General features: G+C 73.3%; 10 protein-coding genes. 3 read left to right on the top strand and 7 right to left on the bottom strand.

From position 1 onward, the window contains the following. Positions 1-122: 122 nt before the first annotated feature. The gene (locus tag OG381_RS19985; RefSeq protein ID WP_307029931.1) at positions 123-590 is read right to left on the bottom strand and encodes a MarR family winged helix-turn-helix transcriptional regulator; all 468 of its coding nucleotides are present in this window, start codon (positions 588-590) and stop codon (positions 123-125) included. A gap of 137 nt (positions 591-727) precedes the next feature. Between OG381_RS19985 and OG381_RS19980 the strand changes: the two genes are divergently transcribed. Then, positions 728-1,141 carry an organic hydroperoxide resistance protein gene (locus tag OG381_RS19980; protein WP_327717432.1) on the top strand — a complete coding sequence of 138 codons (414 nt, stop codon included), beginning with the start codon at positions 728-730 and terminating at the stop codon, positions 1,139-1,141. Here OG381_RS19980 and OG381_RS19975 read toward each other — a convergent pair. The 6 genes from OG381_RS19975 to OG381_RS19950 all read right to left on the bottom strand — a co-directional run bounded on the left by OG381_RS19975 (position 1,131) and on the right by OG381_RS19950 (position 12,645). Further along, positions 1,131-2,519, bottom strand: a complete 1,389-nt coding sequence (locus OG381_RS19975) for a hypothetical protein (RefSeq protein ID WP_327717431.1) — start codon at positions 2,517-2,519, stop codon at positions 1,131-1,133. The two genes, OG381_RS19980 and OG381_RS19975, sit on opposite strands and share 11 nt — an antisense overlap. Positions 2,520-2,706: 187 nt before the next feature. Then, positions 2,707-4,965: a bifunctional glycosyltransferase/CDP-glycerol:glycerophosphate glycerophosphotransferase gene (locus OG381_RS19970; protein WP_327717430.1), complete on the bottom strand. Its 2,259-nt coding sequence runs from the start codon at positions 4,963-4,965 to the stop codon at positions 2,707-2,709. Positions 4,966-5,129: 164 nt separating this feature from the next. Continuing rightward, positions 5,130-6,011, bottom strand: a complete 882-nt coding sequence (locus OG381_RS19965) for a carbohydrate ABC transporter permease (RefSeq protein ID WP_327717429.1) — start codon at positions 6,009-6,011, stop codon at positions 5,130-5,132. Continuing rightward, positions 6,008-7,360 carry a carbohydrate ABC transporter permease gene (locus tag OG381_RS19960; RefSeq protein WP_327717428.1) on the bottom strand — a complete coding sequence of 451 codons (1,353 nt, stop codon included), beginning with the start codon at positions 7,358-7,360 and terminating at the stop codon, positions 6,008-6,010. The genes OG381_RS19965 and OG381_RS19960 overlap by 4 nt, the downstream gene beginning before the upstream one ends. Positions 7,361-7,364: 4 nt before the next feature. Further along, a complete protein-coding gene (locus OG381_RS19955; RefSeq protein WP_327717427.1) occupies positions 7,365-8,738 on the bottom strand; it encodes an ABC transporter substrate-binding protein in 1,374 nt (457 codons plus the stop codon). Between the two features lie 184 nt (positions 8,739-8,922). Continuing rightward, a complete protein-coding gene (locus OG381_RS19950; protein WP_327722512.1) occupies positions 8,923-12,645 on the bottom strand; it encodes an FHA domain-containing protein in 3,723 nt (1,240 codons plus the stop codon). Positions 12,646-12,974: 329 nt separating this feature from the next. Between OG381_RS19950 and OG381_RS19945 the strand changes: the two genes are divergently transcribed. Continuing rightward, positions 12,975-14,642 carry a serine/threonine-protein kinase gene (locus OG381_RS19945; protein ID WP_327722511.1) on the top strand — a complete coding sequence of 556 codons (1,668 nt, stop codon included), beginning with the start codon at positions 12,975-12,977 and terminating at the stop codon, positions 14,640-14,642. A gap of 175 nt (positions 14,643-14,817) precedes the next feature. Then, positions 14,818-16,056: a serine/threonine-protein kinase gene (locus OG381_RS19940; protein ID WP_327717426.1), complete on the top strand. Its 1,239-nt coding sequence runs from the start codon at positions 14,818-14,820 to the stop codon at positions 16,054-16,056. The last annotated feature ends 48 nt before the right edge of the window (positions 16,057-16,104 follow it).

Below are 16,104 nucleotides of genomic sequence, written 5' to 3'. Positions count from 1 at the left end.
TCCGGAAGACGGTGGGAAGGCACGCCGGGTTCATCCGCGGGCGCGGGACGGGAATGCACACCGAAGGGGGAGTACGGCCGTGGCGGTGTGACCTTCCGCCTTCCGCCGCTACGTCGCAGGCGTCAGGAGTTCTCGTCCAGCTGAGCCGAGTCCAGCGCCGTGGTCAGCTCGTCCAGCCGTGCCCGCAGCTCGCGGATCTCGTCCATGTCGAAGGAGGTCGCCGCGGCGATCCGGCGCGGCACCTCCAGCGCGCGCTCGCGCAGCGCGACGCCCTCCTCGGTGAGCCGGACCTCCACGGAACGCTCGTCGCGGGCGCTGCGCTCACGGCGCACCAGGCCCGCCGACTCCAGCCGCTTGAGCAGCGGGGAGAGCGTGCCGGAGTCGAGGCGGAGGTGCTCGCCGAGCTTCTTGACGGGCAGGTCGCCGTGCTCCCACAGCACCAGCATCACCAGGTACTGCGGATACGTGAGCCCGAGGTCCTTGAGGATCACGCGGTAGACGCCGCCGAAGGCGCGCGAGGCGGCGTTCAGGGAGAAGCAGATCTGCTGGTCGAGGCGGAGCCAGTCGGTGGTGGGCGGAGGCGTGGTCATGCCTCCAGAGTAGCGCTAGTCCACCATTTAGTTGTGCACAACTGAATTGTGTGCTCTACTTGTGGTCGTGAGACGGCCCGGACCGCAGAGAACGGGCCGGCCGCCCCCGTCACCACGTTTTGAGAGGGATGGAACCCATGGACGCGCTCTACACCGCTGTCGCCACCGCCACCCACGGCCGCGACGGTCGTGCCGTCAGCAACGACGGTCAGATCGACCTCCAGCTGGCCCCGCCGGCCGCGCTGGGCGGCAACGGTCAGGGCACCAACCCCGAGCAGCTGTTCGCCGCCGGCTACGCCGCCTGTTTCGGCAGCGCCCTCGGTCTCGTCGGCCGCCAGGCCAAGGTCGACGTCAGCGACGCCGCGGTGACCGCCGAGGTCTCCATAGGCAAGGAGGGCGAGGGCTTCGGTCTCGCCGTCGTGCTCCGCGTCGAGCTGCCCGACACCCTGGACGAGGCGACCGGCCGCAAGCTCGTCGAGGCCGCCCACCAGGTCTGCCCCTACTCCAACGCCACCCGCGGCAACATCGAGGTCGAGCTCGTCATCGAGTAGTCACCGCCACCGGCGCCGCTCCGACGACTCGCGCCAGCACATCCCCCGTGCGCGCGCTCCACGCCACCACCACCGCCTCCCCGGGCACCCTGTCCTGCCGCGTCAGCAGCAGCCAGCGCACCTGGTGGCGCCGGACCACGGCGGCACGGTCGGCGCGGGTCGACGCCGGGGAGAGATAGTCCCGTACGTCCGGCACGTGGCCCTTCGCCACCGGGCCGGGCGGGACGAGATTCGCCCCGAACCCCGCGAGCGCCAGGGCGGCGTGGCGGTCGGCCGTGAGGACCACCTCACCGCGGCCGATGTGCCGCGCCGCCCACTCGTACGTCGACGGCGCCGCCGGCCTCGGCGCCGTGAGAAGCCCGAGACAGGCCGCCGCGGCCACCACCCCGCCGTACACCCCGCGCCGCGCACCCCACGGCCGGGGCGCCGCCAGTTCCACGGCTGCCGCGCACACCAGGGCCGCGACCCCGGCGATCCCGCCGTACCCGCACGCCGCGACCGCGCAGCCGAGGACGAACATCACCGTCAGCGGATCCCGCCGCCCCCGCGCCCACAGCGCCGGCAGCCCCGCCAGCACCGGCCAGAACCGCCAGGGCACCGGCACCCGCTCCGGCGCGACCAGGTCGAAGTACGGCCACCCCACGGCGACCAGCACCGCCACACCGGCCGTCACCGCCCAGCGCACCCCGACGGCCCGCCCCCACCCCCGCTGCCACCCCGCGACAAAGGCGACGGCCCCCGCGACCGCCCCCACCGCCGAGACCGGAGCGATCAGCAGGACCGCCCCGTACAGCACGCCCGCCCCCGCGTACCCGGCGATCCCCGGCAGCCCGCTCGGGCCCACATACCGCAGCGCCCCGTCGTTCCGCGCCCGCGCCCCCGTCAGCGCCCAGGCCCACAGGCTCAGCCCGGCCGCGAAAACGACCGGGGAGCTGGGATCCCCAGCCATCAGCAGGAGCGGCAGCGCCAGGACCGGTGCCCACGGCCGGGACGTCAGCACCCGCGCCAGACGGCCGAGGCCGGTCAGCAGCACCAACAGGTTCAGTGGCCCGGCCAGTCGCACGACCTCCCAGCCACCCAGCCCCGTCAGCCGCGCGAACAGGCCCTGCGCCACCGCGTACGGCGAGTAGTACGGGCTGCCCGCACCCGGCAGATCCGCCAGGGGATGCCGCGGATGCCACAGGTCCACCCGCAGCCGCTCGATCACCGCCGCGTGCAGACCCGCCTCGCAGCACAGCGGCGCCGCCCAGTACGCCAGCGACATCACCAGCCAGCACAGGAAGCCGAAGACTGGATACGGGCCGGGACGCCAGGAACGGCCGCCGCGCAGCGCCGTCGCGCCACGAAGAGACCGCCGGCTCAGAAGACCGCTGCTCACCGCCCCAGCCTTCCCGTCCGGGCCGGCCGCCGCGCCTGGCATCACACGCCTGGCGCAGCGCCGCTCTCCCCGGTCGCCCGGCGGGTCAGCGGCCGGGGCGGCCGGCCGGGCGCCAGGTGTGGGGGCGGGTCGGGGTGGGCCGCGACGGGCTGGAGGGCATGGGAACTCCCCTGGATGAGGACGGCGTTCAGACGGTTTCGGCGACGAGCGACGGAGCCGCGGCCCGCTCCACGGTCGCCTGCGGCGGCAGTTCGAGCACCGCCGCCGCGGACGGTACCGGGAAGCGCTCGGCGAGCGGCAGGAAGGGTGCCGGTTCGGTCTGGCCCAGAACCACATGGCGTACGACCCGCTCGGCGGCGCGTCCGTCGTCGTAAGGGCAGAAGCGCTCACGGAACGCCGAGCGCAGCTGTGTGGAGCGCGAGCCCCGCCAGTGGCCGCTGGCGAAGATGTCGGTCAACTCGTCCTCGCTGCGCGCGACCGCGCCCGGCGGGAAGGCGCGCAGGTCGAAGTAGGTGCCGCGGGACGCCTCGTACGCCTCCCGGTCGTCGGAGTGGATCACGATCGGGCGGTCCAGGTTGGCGTAGTCGAACATCAGGGACGAGTAGTCCGTCACCAGGGCGTCCGAGGCCAGACACAGGGACTCGACGCTCGGGTGGTCGGTGACGTCGATGATCCTGCCGGTGCTCGTCGCGAGGGGGCCGCCGTGCCGGTGGTGGGCGCGGGCCAGGACGACGAAGCGGGGGCCCAGGCGGCGCAGCACGCGGTCCAGGTCGAGGGCGGGGCGCTGGGTGCGGCGGTAGTCGCGGTGGGTGGGGGCGTACAGGATCGCGACCGTGCCCTCCGGGATGCCGAGCGACTCGCGCAGCCGGCGTACGTCCTGTGAAGTCGCCTGCTGGAACACGTCGTTGCGGGGGTAGCCGTACTCGAGCGTCGTGTACGTGCCCGGGTAGACGCGCTCCCAGGTCAGGGTGGTGTGGCGGTTGGCGGACAGCAGGTAGTCCCACTTGTCGACGTCGTCGAGGAGGGCCGTGAAGTCCATGCCGCGGGCGGCCGCCGGGCGTTCCTGGAGGTCCAGGCCCATGTGCTTGAGGGGCGTGCCGTGCTGGGTCTGGACCAGGACCTGGCCGGGGCGCTTGACCAGGCGGTGGTCGAAGTCGGTGTTGTTGACCAGGTACTTGGAGCGGGCGAGTGCCGTCCAGTACGCGGCCGAGCCGGGGCGCAGCCGGCGGGTGGCGGTGGGGATCGTGTGGTGGTGCTCGGCGCCGGCGATCCACGCCGTGCGGATGTGCGGCGCGTGGGTGCGGAACGCCTGCTCCAGGGCGCCCGGGTTGCAGCTGTGGCCGCGGTTGCCGTAGGCGGCGAAGACGGCGTGGTCCGCGCGCAGGGGGAGGCGGCGCTGGACGCGGTAGTGGAGGCGGAGGGCCGCGGTGCGCAGGGCCTTGGCGAGGCGGGTGGCACGGTGGGCGGTCCGGCGGCTGAGCCTCTTGGCCAACTCCAGTGCCCGGTAGGTGCGGTGCAGACCCAGACGGACCAGGGTGTGGCGCAGGCGGGCGCGCACCGGGACGGGGTGGCCCGGGGTGCGGTAACGGCGGTAGTGGGCGCGGGCCTTGAGCAGGAACTCGGCCCGGACACGGCGCGGCAGCCGGTGCCGGTCGGTGAAGAGCGCCGACAGGTGGTCGACCATGCGGCGGGACAACACCGGGCGCCACCGGTCGAGTTCGGGGTGCTGGTCGACGTACGCGAAGACCCTGTCGTACTGGTCGAAGACATCGAAGTGGCCGCGGCTCGTGCCGGGGGCGGTGCCCTGGCGGCGTCGGCGGTGGTGGACGCACACCCGGTCCAGGGTCGCGAGGGTCTCCGCCGCCATCAGGGCCGGATACGTCCAGGCGATGTCCTGGTGCCGGCCCGGCGGGAAGGAGAAGTCCGCGCGCTCCACGAACTCCCGGCGGTACACCTTGTTCCAGGCCACCGCCGGCAGGCGCAGCAGACCCGGGCGGTCCTCCAGCCGGAAGGGCGCCGGGCCCTCCTCGGTGAGCTGCGTGGCGAAGCCGTCGCGGACCGCCGCGCCCGTCCAGTCGGTCAGCGCGTGGTCGTGCACCAGGACATCCGGGTCGCCCGTCTCCTTCAGCCGGTCGGCGATCGCCCGCAGCGCGTCCGGGGTGAGGGTGTCGTCGCCGTCCAGGAACACCAGGTAGTCACCGGTCGCCGCCGCCAGACCGGCGTTGCGCGCGCCGCCCGGTCCCCGGTTTCCGACCAGGTGCACGGGCCGCACACGCGGGTCCCGGGCCGCGAACTCGTCGACGATCGCCCCACAGGCGTCCGGCGAGCGGTCGTCGACGGCGATCAGTTCCAGATCAGGACACGACTGGGAGAGCACCGAGTCCAGGCACTCGTGCAGATACGCCTGAACCTTGTATGCGGGGACGATGACACTGAACCGGGGCAAGGCACATCCAAGAGTCGGCGCGGACGGTGGGCCGTGTCGGCCTTGCCCGGGAACCGCCGGTGAGGTGACTTGGTTACGTGGTGTGCGGCATACGGGGGAATTCCGGGGAAAACGAAGAGGCGGACCGGCTCCGGTCCGCCCCCTCAATTGGGCTGCCGTACGGGCTACTTGACCGCGCCCGCCATCACCCCGGTCACGAACTGCCGCTGGAACGCGAAGAACACGAGCAGCGGGATCACCATCGAGATGAAGGCGCCGGTCGCCAGGATCTCGATGTTGCTGCCGAACTGCCGTACCTGCTGCTGCAGGGCGACCGTCAGCGGCTGCGAGTCGGCGTTGGTGAACACCAGCGCCACCAGCATGTCGTTCCACACCCACAGGAACTGGAAGATGCCCAGCGAGGCGAGCGCGGGTGCCGCCAGCGGCATGACCACCGTCGTGAACAGCCGGGCCTCGCCCGCCCCGTCCAGGCGCGCCGCCTCCAGGAGCTCCCGGGGGATCTCCGCGAAGAAGTTGCGCAGCAGGAAGATCGCGAACGGCAGTCCGAAGGCGACGTGGAAGAGGACGGCGGCGATGATGTCGCCGAAGATCCCGATGTCGCGGAAGAGGAACGTCAGCGGGATCAGCGCGATCTGCACCGGCACCACCAGCAGCCCCACCACGACCATGAACCACGTGTCCCGGCCCTTGAAGTCCATCCACGCGAAGGCGTATCCCGCCATCGCCCCGATGATCACGACGAGCAGGGTCGAGGGGACGGTGATCCAGATGGTGTTGAACAGGGAGCTGGTGATCGTGTCGTTCTTCAGGATCGTCTCGTAGCTGTTCGCGGTCAGCTGGCCCGGTGCCGTGAACACCTTCCACCAGCCCGAGGTGGCGATGTCGGTCGGATCGCGGAACGAGGAGACCAGCAGCCCGAAGGTCGGCACCAGCCACACCAGCGCGATGACGATCAGGAAGACCCGCATCGCCCCGCCGGCCGCCCCGCTCACCACCCGGGCGGCGAGCGAGCGCTTGGCGCGCACGGTCGTGTCGAGAACGGTCACCGCTCACGCTCCTTCCGCAGCCGACGGAGGTTGACCCACATCACCGGCAGCACGAGCAGCAGCAGGATGACGCCGATCGCGCTGCCGATGCCGTAGCTGGCGCCGCCGCCGAACGACGACTGGAACAGTTGCAGCGCCAGCACGTTGGCGTCGTCCTGACTGGGCTGCGGGGCGATGATGTAGACCAGGTCGAAGATCTTCATCACGTTGATCATCAGCGTGACGAGGACGACGACCAGGACCGGCGCCAGCATGGGCACCGTGACCTTTCTGAACACCTGCCACTCGTTGGCACCGTCGACCCGGGCCGCCTCCAGGAGGTTGCGGTCCACCCCCGCGAGTCCGGCCGCGATGAGGATCATCGCGAAGCCCGCCCACATCCACACGTACGCCCCGATGATCGCCGGGGTGATCAGCGCCGGGCCGAGCCAGTCGATGCCGTTGTAGGGCGCCGAGAAGTTCGAGCCGGGCAGCCGCAGTTGGGCCCCGTCGGCCTCGCCGGGCAGATTGAAGGTGCCGTCGGCGCCGCTCTTCGTCGAGGCGACGACCTTGCCGTCCTTCACCGCCTCGACCTTCACGCCCTTCAGCGCCTTCTCACCGGCGTCGATCTGCCCCTTCGTGCCGCCGCCGCCCAGTTTGAAGTCCAGCCAGACGGTGCCCGTGACACCGTCACCGGTGGCCGCCTTGGCGCCCTCGGGGCTGCCGGGGAGCTTGTTGGGCGCGATACCGACGAGCGGGAGCAGCGCCGGCGTGCCCGCCCGCACCGTGCCGGTCGAGGTGAACGAGCCGCCGCCCGAGGCCTTCAGATCGCTCACCGCCGCGTTCGGCCGGGCCTTCGGATAGACCGAGGAGTCCACGAACGTGTCGTGCACGGTCGTCACCACCGCGTTGGCGACACCCTGGTCCGGGTCCGCCGAGTACACCAGCCGGAAGATGATGCCCGCGGCCAGCATCGAGATCGCCATCGGCATGAAGACGATCAGCTTGAACGCCGTGCCCCAGCGCACCCGTTCGGTGAGCACCGCGAAGATCAGACCGAGCGCCGTGACCACGGCCGGGGCGACCGCGACCCAGATCGCGGTGTTCTTGACCGCGGTCAGCGTCGCGTCGTTGCTGAAGATGTCGCCGTAGTTGTCCAGGCCGACGAAGCCGGAGCCGTCGGCGTCGTAGAGACTGCGCCAGACCGACCACCCGATCGGGTAGACCACGAGCGCGCCGAGAAGGACCAGCGCGGGCAGCAGGAACAGCACCGCCACCCACAGCCGCGTCTTCGTCACGCTCTTGCGCGGAGACACGGAGGGCGTCGGCAGTGCGCCGGCGCCCCCCGTCGAGTTCGCCACGGAGGCCATGGCGTCAGCCGGCCCCGTACGCCTTGGCGGCGTCGGCCTCCAGCTTCCGCTGGGCGCCCGCGACATCGCTCGGGTTGTTGAGGAAGTCCTGCAGGTCCTTCCACTCGCCGGTGCCCTGGGTGCCGCCGAAGGCCGCCGGTGCCTGGTCGGACATGTCGAACCGGAAGTCGTCACCCGCGTCGATGAGCGCCTTCGCGATCTGCCGGGTCACGTCGTCCTTGTACGTGCCCTGGTCCATCTCCTTGTTCGGTGAGAGCACGCCGCCCTGCGCCGCCCAGACCTCGGCCGCGTCCGTCGAGGCGAGGAAGGTCAGCAGCGCCTGGGCGCCCTTGCTGTCCTTCAGCGCCACGGCCACGTCGCCGCCGCTGACCACCGGGGAGTCGGAGCCCACCGCCGGGAACGGGAACACCTTGGCGTCCGTGCCCACCTTCGCCTTGGTGTCGGCGTTGATGTTCGCGGTGACGAAGTCGCCCTCGAAGACCATCGCGGCCGGGGTGTCACCGGTGAAGGCCTGGGTGACCGACTTCGGGAACTCCGTGTCCAGCGCGCCCTTGCGGCCGCCCGCGAGCAGCTCGTCCTTGCCCCACAGCTCGGCGAGCGTGGTGAGGGCGTCCTTGACGGAAGGGTCCGTCCACTTGATCTCGTGCTTGGCGAGCTGGTCGTACTTCTCCGGACCCGCCTGGGACAGATAGACGTTCTCGAACCAGTCGGTGAGCGTCCAGCCGTCCGCGCCGCCGACGGAGACGGCGGGTGAGCCGGCGTCGGACAGCGTCTGCGCGGTGGAGGTGAACTCCTTCCACGTCTTGGGCGTCTCGCTGATCCCGGCCGCCTCGAAGGCCGCGGTGTTGTACCAGATCAGGGACTTGTTGGCGGCCTTGGCATAGACGCCGTACTGCTGGCCGTCGACGGCCCCGAGGTCACGCCATCCCTGGGAGAAGTTCTTGTCCAACTGCGCCTTGGCTTCCGCGCCGAGCGGTTTGAGCCACTTCTTCCCCGCGAACTGGTGCAACACGCCGACCTGCGGCAGGAACGCCACGTCCGGGGGCTGACCGCCCTCGATCTTGGCGGCGAGGAAGGTGGAGGTGTTGTTGCCGGTCGGTACGAACTTGACCTTGGCGCCGGTGCGTTTGGTGAACTCGTTCAGGACCTTGGTGAAGTTCTCCTGTTCGGCTCCGGTCCAGACGGCGGCGACCTCCAGCGTCTGGCCGTCGAGCTTGGGGAGCGTGACGGAGGTGCCGCCGGTCTCCGTGCCCTTGGTCGGGTTGTCGCCGCCGTTGTCGTCGTCCCCGCCGCACGCGGTGAGCGTCAGCGCTCCCGCCAGGAGGGCGGCGGCTGTCGCGGTGACCCTTCGTGTCCGGTATGTGCTCGTGCTGCGCATCACTGCCCCGTTCTTCGTTCGTCGTCGAACGCCGAGCGCTGTCCCGTGGCTCTGGTCTACGCCGGGGGCCTGAGGTCGGCAAGACCGCGTGCGGTGTCAAGCGGGGGATCGTTGTCGCGTCGTAACGGGACACACGCGTTGGACAGCGCTCGTCGACCGGAACCGGACCGGAACGACACCGGAACTAGAGGAGCGACGGGACCTCCGTGGCCGCCACCTCACGGGCCGCCCGCTCCAGCGCGCTCGCCAGCAGCGCCAGGTCCGTCGGCCCGTTGCCGAGCTCCCGTACCGGGCGGCGGGTCGGCGGGTCGCCCATGCGGTGCCAGTCCAGGGGGACCACGGTCGGGCGCAGCGTCGCCGTGCGGGGGATACGACCGGTGACCCGCCCGCTCTGGAGGGGCGTGACCCTTCCGTCCGCGGAGGTCAGACGGCCGCGCCCGGGCGCGGGTTCGTCCGGGCCGGGTGCCGGGGCGTCCAGGGTGACCCGCAGGGTCGCCCGCCTGGCCGCGTCCGACTCCGCCGTACGGCCACCGGAGACCGCCGCGGCCACCAGGTGGACGCCGAGCCGCTCGCCCTCCCTCGCCACGGCCTCCAGGGCGCGCATCACCGAGCCCGCCGAGGGCCGGCCCGGCGAGCCGAGCGCGGGGGAGACCAGGGCGTCCAGATCGTCGACGACCACCACGAGGCGGGGCAACGGCGGTGCCGACTCGGTCTGTCGACGGGCCGCGGCGGGCCGCAGCCGGATGGTCGAGCTGGGCGGGGCGTCGAGGTCACCGGCTCCTTGGGCGGACCCGCGCTGGGCGACCATACGGCCCGTCAGTTCCCGTCCGGTGTGCCACTCGGCGAAGTCGGAGCGGCCCAGCAGCTCGGCCCGCCGCTTCAGCTCGGCGCTCAGGGACTGGGCGAACTCCCGCATCCGCACGGGGTCGTTGGCGGTGAGGTGGGTGGTGACATGCGGTACGTCCGTACAGACCCGCAGGCCCTCGCCGTGCCCGGCGCCCGCGCCCACGCTGTCCCGGCCGTCCATCAGGACGATGCTCAGCCGGTCCGGCCGCTCGGCGGCGGCCAGCGAGGCGACGACCGCCCGCAGCAGTTCCGTACGGCCGCTGCCCGGCGGGCCCTCGATCAGCAGATGCGGGCCGTCGGCCAGGAGGTCCGCGCAGACGGGCCCGCGCGGCCCGGCGCCGAGCACGGCCAAGGCCCGTCCGCCGAGCGCCTCCGTGTCGTCCGCCGCGTCCGCCCAACGCGTCATCAGCGACGCCGGGGTGGCCCGCGCCAGCCCCAACTCGTCCAGCAACCGCGCCATCTGCGGCAACGGCGCCGACACCCGCGCCTGCCGCTCACCGCCCGCGCCGTCCGTGCGCAACGGTGCCAGCGCCCGCGCGAACCGCTCCGCCCAGGCGGGGGAGACGGCGTCCACGGCGGCGACGGTGCCATGGCCCACGGGACCGGTGGTGTGGGCCTGGGGGGCGGGATGACCGGCGGGGGCCTCGCCGACGGGACCGCGGTCCGCGAGGTCGGAAGGGCGGCCGGGGGCGAGCGGGTCGTCGGAGCCGAGAGCTCCGCCCCGTGCCACCCGCATCAGCCGCAACGCCGTCGCCACGTCCCCGCTCAGCAGCGCGACCGCGCCGCAATCCCGGAACGCCGGGGACGCCGCGCACGCCGTCTCGTACGTCTCCGTCACCGGCGACGCGGGCGAGGCCGGTGCCGTCTCGGCGAGGCACACCACATGGATGCCGGCTCGCGGGCCCTCCAGCGCCAGCCGCGCCACGGCCTCGCGCACATCGGCGCCGCCGGGGTCGCTGTCCACGAGGAGGACGGTGTACGGCCCTTCGAAGCCGGGTGCCCGGTCGGCCCCGTCGTCGTCGCGCGCCCAGGAGGGCCGCCGGGTCGCGTCGCGCCCCCGGTCCCGCTCCGGGAGCGCCTTGCCGCCGGGCCCCTGAGCCGGAATCCCCGGTCGGGTCCTCGCTCCCGCCGGCTGCGGTGTCTCGTCCAGGCGTCGCAGGAGCTCCTCCGTGCGGGCCGTCGCCTGTTCGCGGTCGTAGGCGAGGAGGAGGCGGCAGTCCTGGCCGTGGGCCGGGCGCAGATGCGGGAGCCAGCCCAGCCAGGACCACTCGGCGGTGCGCTCGGCCAGGGAGCGGGAGCGGTCGGCGCTGATCAGGACTATCTCGAGGGTGTCGGGGGAGTGCAGCGCGGCGAGCTGGGCCACCACCGCGCGGGCCAGCCCGGCCAGCCGCGCGCGTGGGCCCGCCAGCCCCAGCGCGCCCACCTCGCGCAGATCGGCGGTGACCGGCACCGCGGGCAGCAGCCCCGAGCCGTCGGGTGCCGCCCGGTCCGCCGTGCCCAGCCGCACCGTGAGCGCCTCCGGATGGTCCGGCCCGCGCTCCCAGAGGCGCGGTCCGGGGCCCAGCGCGGTCAGCAGCAGTGCCGCCGGGTCCGGCCAGGTCTCCGGCTGCTGCGGGGTGACGGCCGAGGGGACGGGCGGAGTGGCCGCGACTTCCTCGTCGTACGCCTCGCTCCCGGCCGTGACGCCCTGCTCACCGCGTCCACCGGCCAGCTTCCGTGCCCACGCGCCGAGGCCTCCGCGCTTGCGCACGCCCTGCGGGACGTCGGTGCCCCGCAGAGGGGTGCCCTTGCGGCGGCTGCCTGCCGGGGTGTCCATGGCGCGGGTGTGCTCGTCGCCGGAACCGGAACCGGTGGCCGCGGATGTGTGTACGGAGTCGGTCGGCCCGCCGTGGCCCGGGGCGGACCCGGAGCCGAAGGTCCCGCCGGACGCGACGGTGCCACGAGAGTCTCCGGGGCCGCCGCGCGGCGTCGCACCGCGTGGCAGTCCGCCGGACGCCGGAACGCCGTCCGGGCCGGGGTGGCCGTTCGCGGTTGCCCCGTCGTCGGAGGCCGGGCCGGACGGGGCAGGGCCGCCCGCGGTCGCCGGACCGCCGAAACCCCCGTCGGAGGCGCGCGCGCCCAGCCGTCCGGCATGGGTCTCGCCACTGCCCCCGGCGCCCGCGCCCGGCGCCCCGGAGAGCCCCGCGACCCCGGACACCCGCCGACGGGACACGGGGCCCTTCGCCTCGTACGCCCGTGCCCCTCTGCTCTCGATCCGTGGTGCCTGTCCCTGGCCCGGCACGACAGGCTGGTCCACGTCCTGCGGCACCGGCGCGGTGCTCAAGTCGGCGGTGCCGTACACGGACCGTGTCGGTCCGGAAGGCGCCCCCGGACCGGTGTCGGTCTCCGCCGGAGGCGCCACGCGCACGTGCCCCTCGCCGTCCGGCGCCGTGCGCAGCCGCGGGCCCGGGCCGCCGGGCGGGGCCAGCCGCAGGGCCGACTCGCCGACGCGCAGCAGCGCGCCCGGCGCGAAGCGGACCGGGCGGGTGCCCACGCGGACGCCGTCGAGGACCGTGCCGTTGGTGGAGTCGAGGTCGGCGACCGAGACGCGGCCGTCGGCGGCGACCGTCACCGCGCAGTGCAGCCGGGAGACGTCCGGGTCGTCGAGCGGGACGTCGGCGTCGGCGGAGCGGCCGATCTCGATGCGGCCGCCGTGCAGGAGATGGACCCCGCCCGCGTCCGGCCCGGCGACCACGTCGAGGCGGGTGGGTGCGTCGTCGACCTCGGGGTGCGGCTCGGGGTCGGTGGGGGCGCCGAGGGAGAGCACGGCGCCGTCGGTCAGCGGGGGCTCGCCGATGGTGCAGCGCTGGGCGTCCAGCCGCTCGGCACCGGCGTACAGCACGGGCTGTCCGGTGCCGGAGGTGAGCGGGCCGTCGCCGGAGACCGCCGAGGCCAGTGCGGACGTTATCGCCGCGAGGGCCGTACCGGCGGGTGCTGTGACCAGCACGTCGCAGCTCGCGGGGCGGGCATGGGCCTCGGCAGGCGGGCCCAGCGGGTCTACGACGGTCAGCCGGATCTGCATCGCCGTCAGCGGTCCCTTCTGCCCGGGCGCGGACTGTCCCCCACCCCACACGAGCACATCGGCCAGTACTGGAGGCATCCTCGCACCTGCCACTGACAACGCGCCCCGTTCCCGAGAATAAGTGATCTTGATTGGTCAGCTCTGCCCCTAAAAGTGCCTGACCAGTGCATCGTCGACGATCACTTGAGATCGGTCACGTCAACCTTCGGCAACCAGGAGCCCGAGTCGGGCGTCTTTCCTGCGAACAGGCTTCGCAACGCCTACGTAGTGCTCAGGGAGACGGCACTACAGTGGACCGGAACACAGGCAAGCAGCAGGGAGCGCATGACGTGCGGCCGGTAGGCAGCAAGTACTTCCTCGAGGAGCCGCTGGGGCGCGGTGCCACGGGGACCGTCTGGCGTGCTCGCCAGCGTGAGGCCGCGGGCGCCGAGGCCGCCGTGCAGGGGCAGGCCGGCGAGACGGTCGCGATCAAGGTCCTCAAGGAGGAGCTCGCGAGCGACCCGGACATCGTGATGCGGTTCCTGCGGGAGCGCTCCGTCCTGCTCCGGCTCACCCACCCGAACATCGTGCGGGTGCGCGACCTGGTCGTCGAGGGCGATCTGCTCGCCCTGGTCATGGACCTCGTCGAGGGCCCCGACCTGCACCGCTATCTCCGGGAGAACGGCCCCTTCAGCCCCGTCGGCGCCGCCCTGCTCACCGCGCAGATCGCCGACGCGCTCGCCGCCAGCCACGCCGACGGCGTCGTCCACCGGGACCTGAAGCCCGCCAACGTCCTGCTCAAGCAGCACGGCGGCCAGATGCACCCGCTGCTCACCGACTTCGGCATCGCGCGCCTCGCCGACTCCCCGGGTCTGACCCGCACCCACGAGTTCGTCGGCACGCCCGCGTACGTGGCCCCCGAGTCCGCCGAGGGCCGCCCGCAGACCTCCGCCGTCGACATCTACGGCGCCGGCATCCTGCTCTACGAGCTGGTCACCGGCCGCCCGCCGTTCTCCGGCGGCTCCGCCCTGGAAGTGCTCCACCAGCACCTGAGCTCCGAGCCCCGGCGCCCGTCGACGGTCCCCGACCCGCTCTGGACGATCATCGAGCGCTGTCTGCGCAAGAACCCCGACGACCGGCCCAGCGCCGAGAACCTCGCGCGCGGTCTGCGGGTCGTCGCCGCGGGCGTGGGCGTGCACGCGAGCTCCGCGCAGATCGCCGCCGCCGAGAACGTCGGGGCCCTCCTCGCCCCCGACCCGGCCCCCGCGGCCGTACCGGGCTCCGCGGACCCCACCCAGGTGCTGCCGCACGGCGCGGGCGCGTACGACCCGAACGCCGCGACCAACGTCCTGCCGCACGTGGGCGCCGCCGACCCCACCGCCGTACTGCCCAACCGCGGCGCCGCCGACCCGACGGCCGTCCTGCCGCCGGTGCCGCCCGGACAGCCGGGCCAGCAGGGCCAGCAGGGACAGGGCGGACCCGAGGACCCGCACCCCTGGCAGAACCAGCTGCGCGCGGCCCGCGACCGCAACGAGCAGACGCAGGTCCAGTACCTCGACCCGAACCAGGACCCGCTGCGCCGTCGCCCCCAGCGGCAGGTCGCCCGCCCGCAGCAGCCGCCGCAGCGCCAGCAGCGTCCACAGCCGCACCAGCCCCAGCAGGGCTACGGCGGTCATCCGCAGCAGCAACAGCAGCCCCAGCGGTACGCGCCGCCGCCCCAGCCCCAGCCGCAGCCTCAGCGGTACGCGCCGCCCCAGCAGCCGCAGCAGCCCCAGCGCGAGCCCCGGCAGCCGCGGCAGCGCAGCTCCAGCCCGATGCGGATCCCGGGTCTCGGCTGCCTCAAGGGCTGCCTGTTCACGATCGTCATCCTCTTCGTCGCGGGCTGGCTGATCTGGGAGCTGAGCCCGCTGCAGGACTGGATCGGCACCGGCAAGGGCTACTGGGACCAGATCGGCGACTGGATCGGCACCGTGTCCGGCTGGATCGGGGACCTGGGCGACGGCGCGGGCGGCCAGTAGCCCCCACCGCCCGCCGGATCGGCGACGACTCTGGAGATTTGTCGACACCTGGCGGGTGATTTCGGCCTCCATGGTGAAGGTCGGCTCTTCGGACGCGTATTTTTGTCGGCTGGGGGTCTGGGGGTTATCCCTCAGGACGGCGCAGCGTCGCCAACACGCGTCTGTAGGAGCAGCCTTGGCACGGAAGATCGGCAGCCGGTACACCGCCAACCAGATCCTGGGGCGGGGCAGTGCCGGCACGGTGTGGCTGGGCGAGGGGCCCGAGGGGCCCGTCGCCGTCAAGCTGCTGCGTGAGGACCTCGCGTCCGACCAGGAGCTCGTCGGGCGGTTCGTGCAGGAGCGCACGGCCCTGCTCGGGCTGGAGCACCCCAACGTCGTCTCGGTCCGCGACCTCGTGGTGGACGGCAACGACCTCGCACTCGTCATGGACCTCGTCCGCGGCACCGACCTGCGCACCCGGCTCGACCGGGAGAAGCGGCTGGCACCCGAGGCGGCGGTGGCGATCGTCGCGGACATCGCGGACGGGCTGGCGGCGGCCCACGCGGCGGGCGTCGTACACCGGGACGTCAAGCCGGAGAACGTACTCCTCGACATGCAGGGCCCCCTGGGACCCGGCGGCTCGCACCGCGCCCTGCTGACGGACTTCGGGGTCGCCAAGCTCATCGACACCCCGCGCCGCACCCGCGCCACGAAGATCATCGGCACCCCGGACTATCTGGCGCCGGAGATCGTGGAGGGACTGCCGCCCCGCGCGGCCGTGGACATCTACGCGCTGGCGACCGTGCTCTACGAGCTGCTCGCGGGCTTCACGCCCTTCGGCGGCGGACACCCGGGCGCGGTGCTGCGCCGCCATGTGACCGAGACCGTGGCGCCGCTCCCCGGCATCCCCGACGAGCTGTGGCAGCTGCTCGTGCAGTGCCTCGCCAAGGCGCCCGCCTCCCGGCTGCGCGCCTCCGAACTGGGGGCGCGGCTGCGGGAGCTGCTGCCGTTGCTGGTCGGGATGCCGCCGCTGGACGTGGACGAGCCGGACGCGGAGGACGACGAGGAGGAGCCCTTCGAGGCGCCGTCGGAGCAGCCCGCGTCCTCGGCGCCGGTACGGCGCGGTGCGGTGCCGTTGGTGCCGGGGGCGAAGCCGGCCGACTCCAACCGGGACACACATACGTCGATGCGGGTGCCGGCGCCGGACGAACTGGCGGGAGGCGCGCGGGGGACGGCACGGGTGCCGCGGGCGGCCGGGGCGCCGCGTCCTGGCTCCGCGCGCAACCGGGCCGCGACCCGTCGGCGCCGGGTCGTGGTGAGCGTCGCCGCGGTGGTGCTCGTGGCGGCGGCCGGGGTGGGTACCTGGGCGGCGACCTCGGGGGACGACACGGGAACTCCCCAGGACACGAAGAACTCGGCACCGGCGTCTCCGTGACGGGGGGGCGGGGGTGCGCGCCGGATTTCCCGCCCCGATACCGCTCGG

This window comes from Streptomyces sp. NBC_00490, from assembly GCF_036013645.1.
GTDB lineage: Bacteria > Actinomycetota > Actinomycetes > Streptomycetales > Streptomycetaceae > Streptomyces > Streptomyces canus_F.
This window is presented reverse-complemented; position numbering and strand designations above follow the sequence as displayed.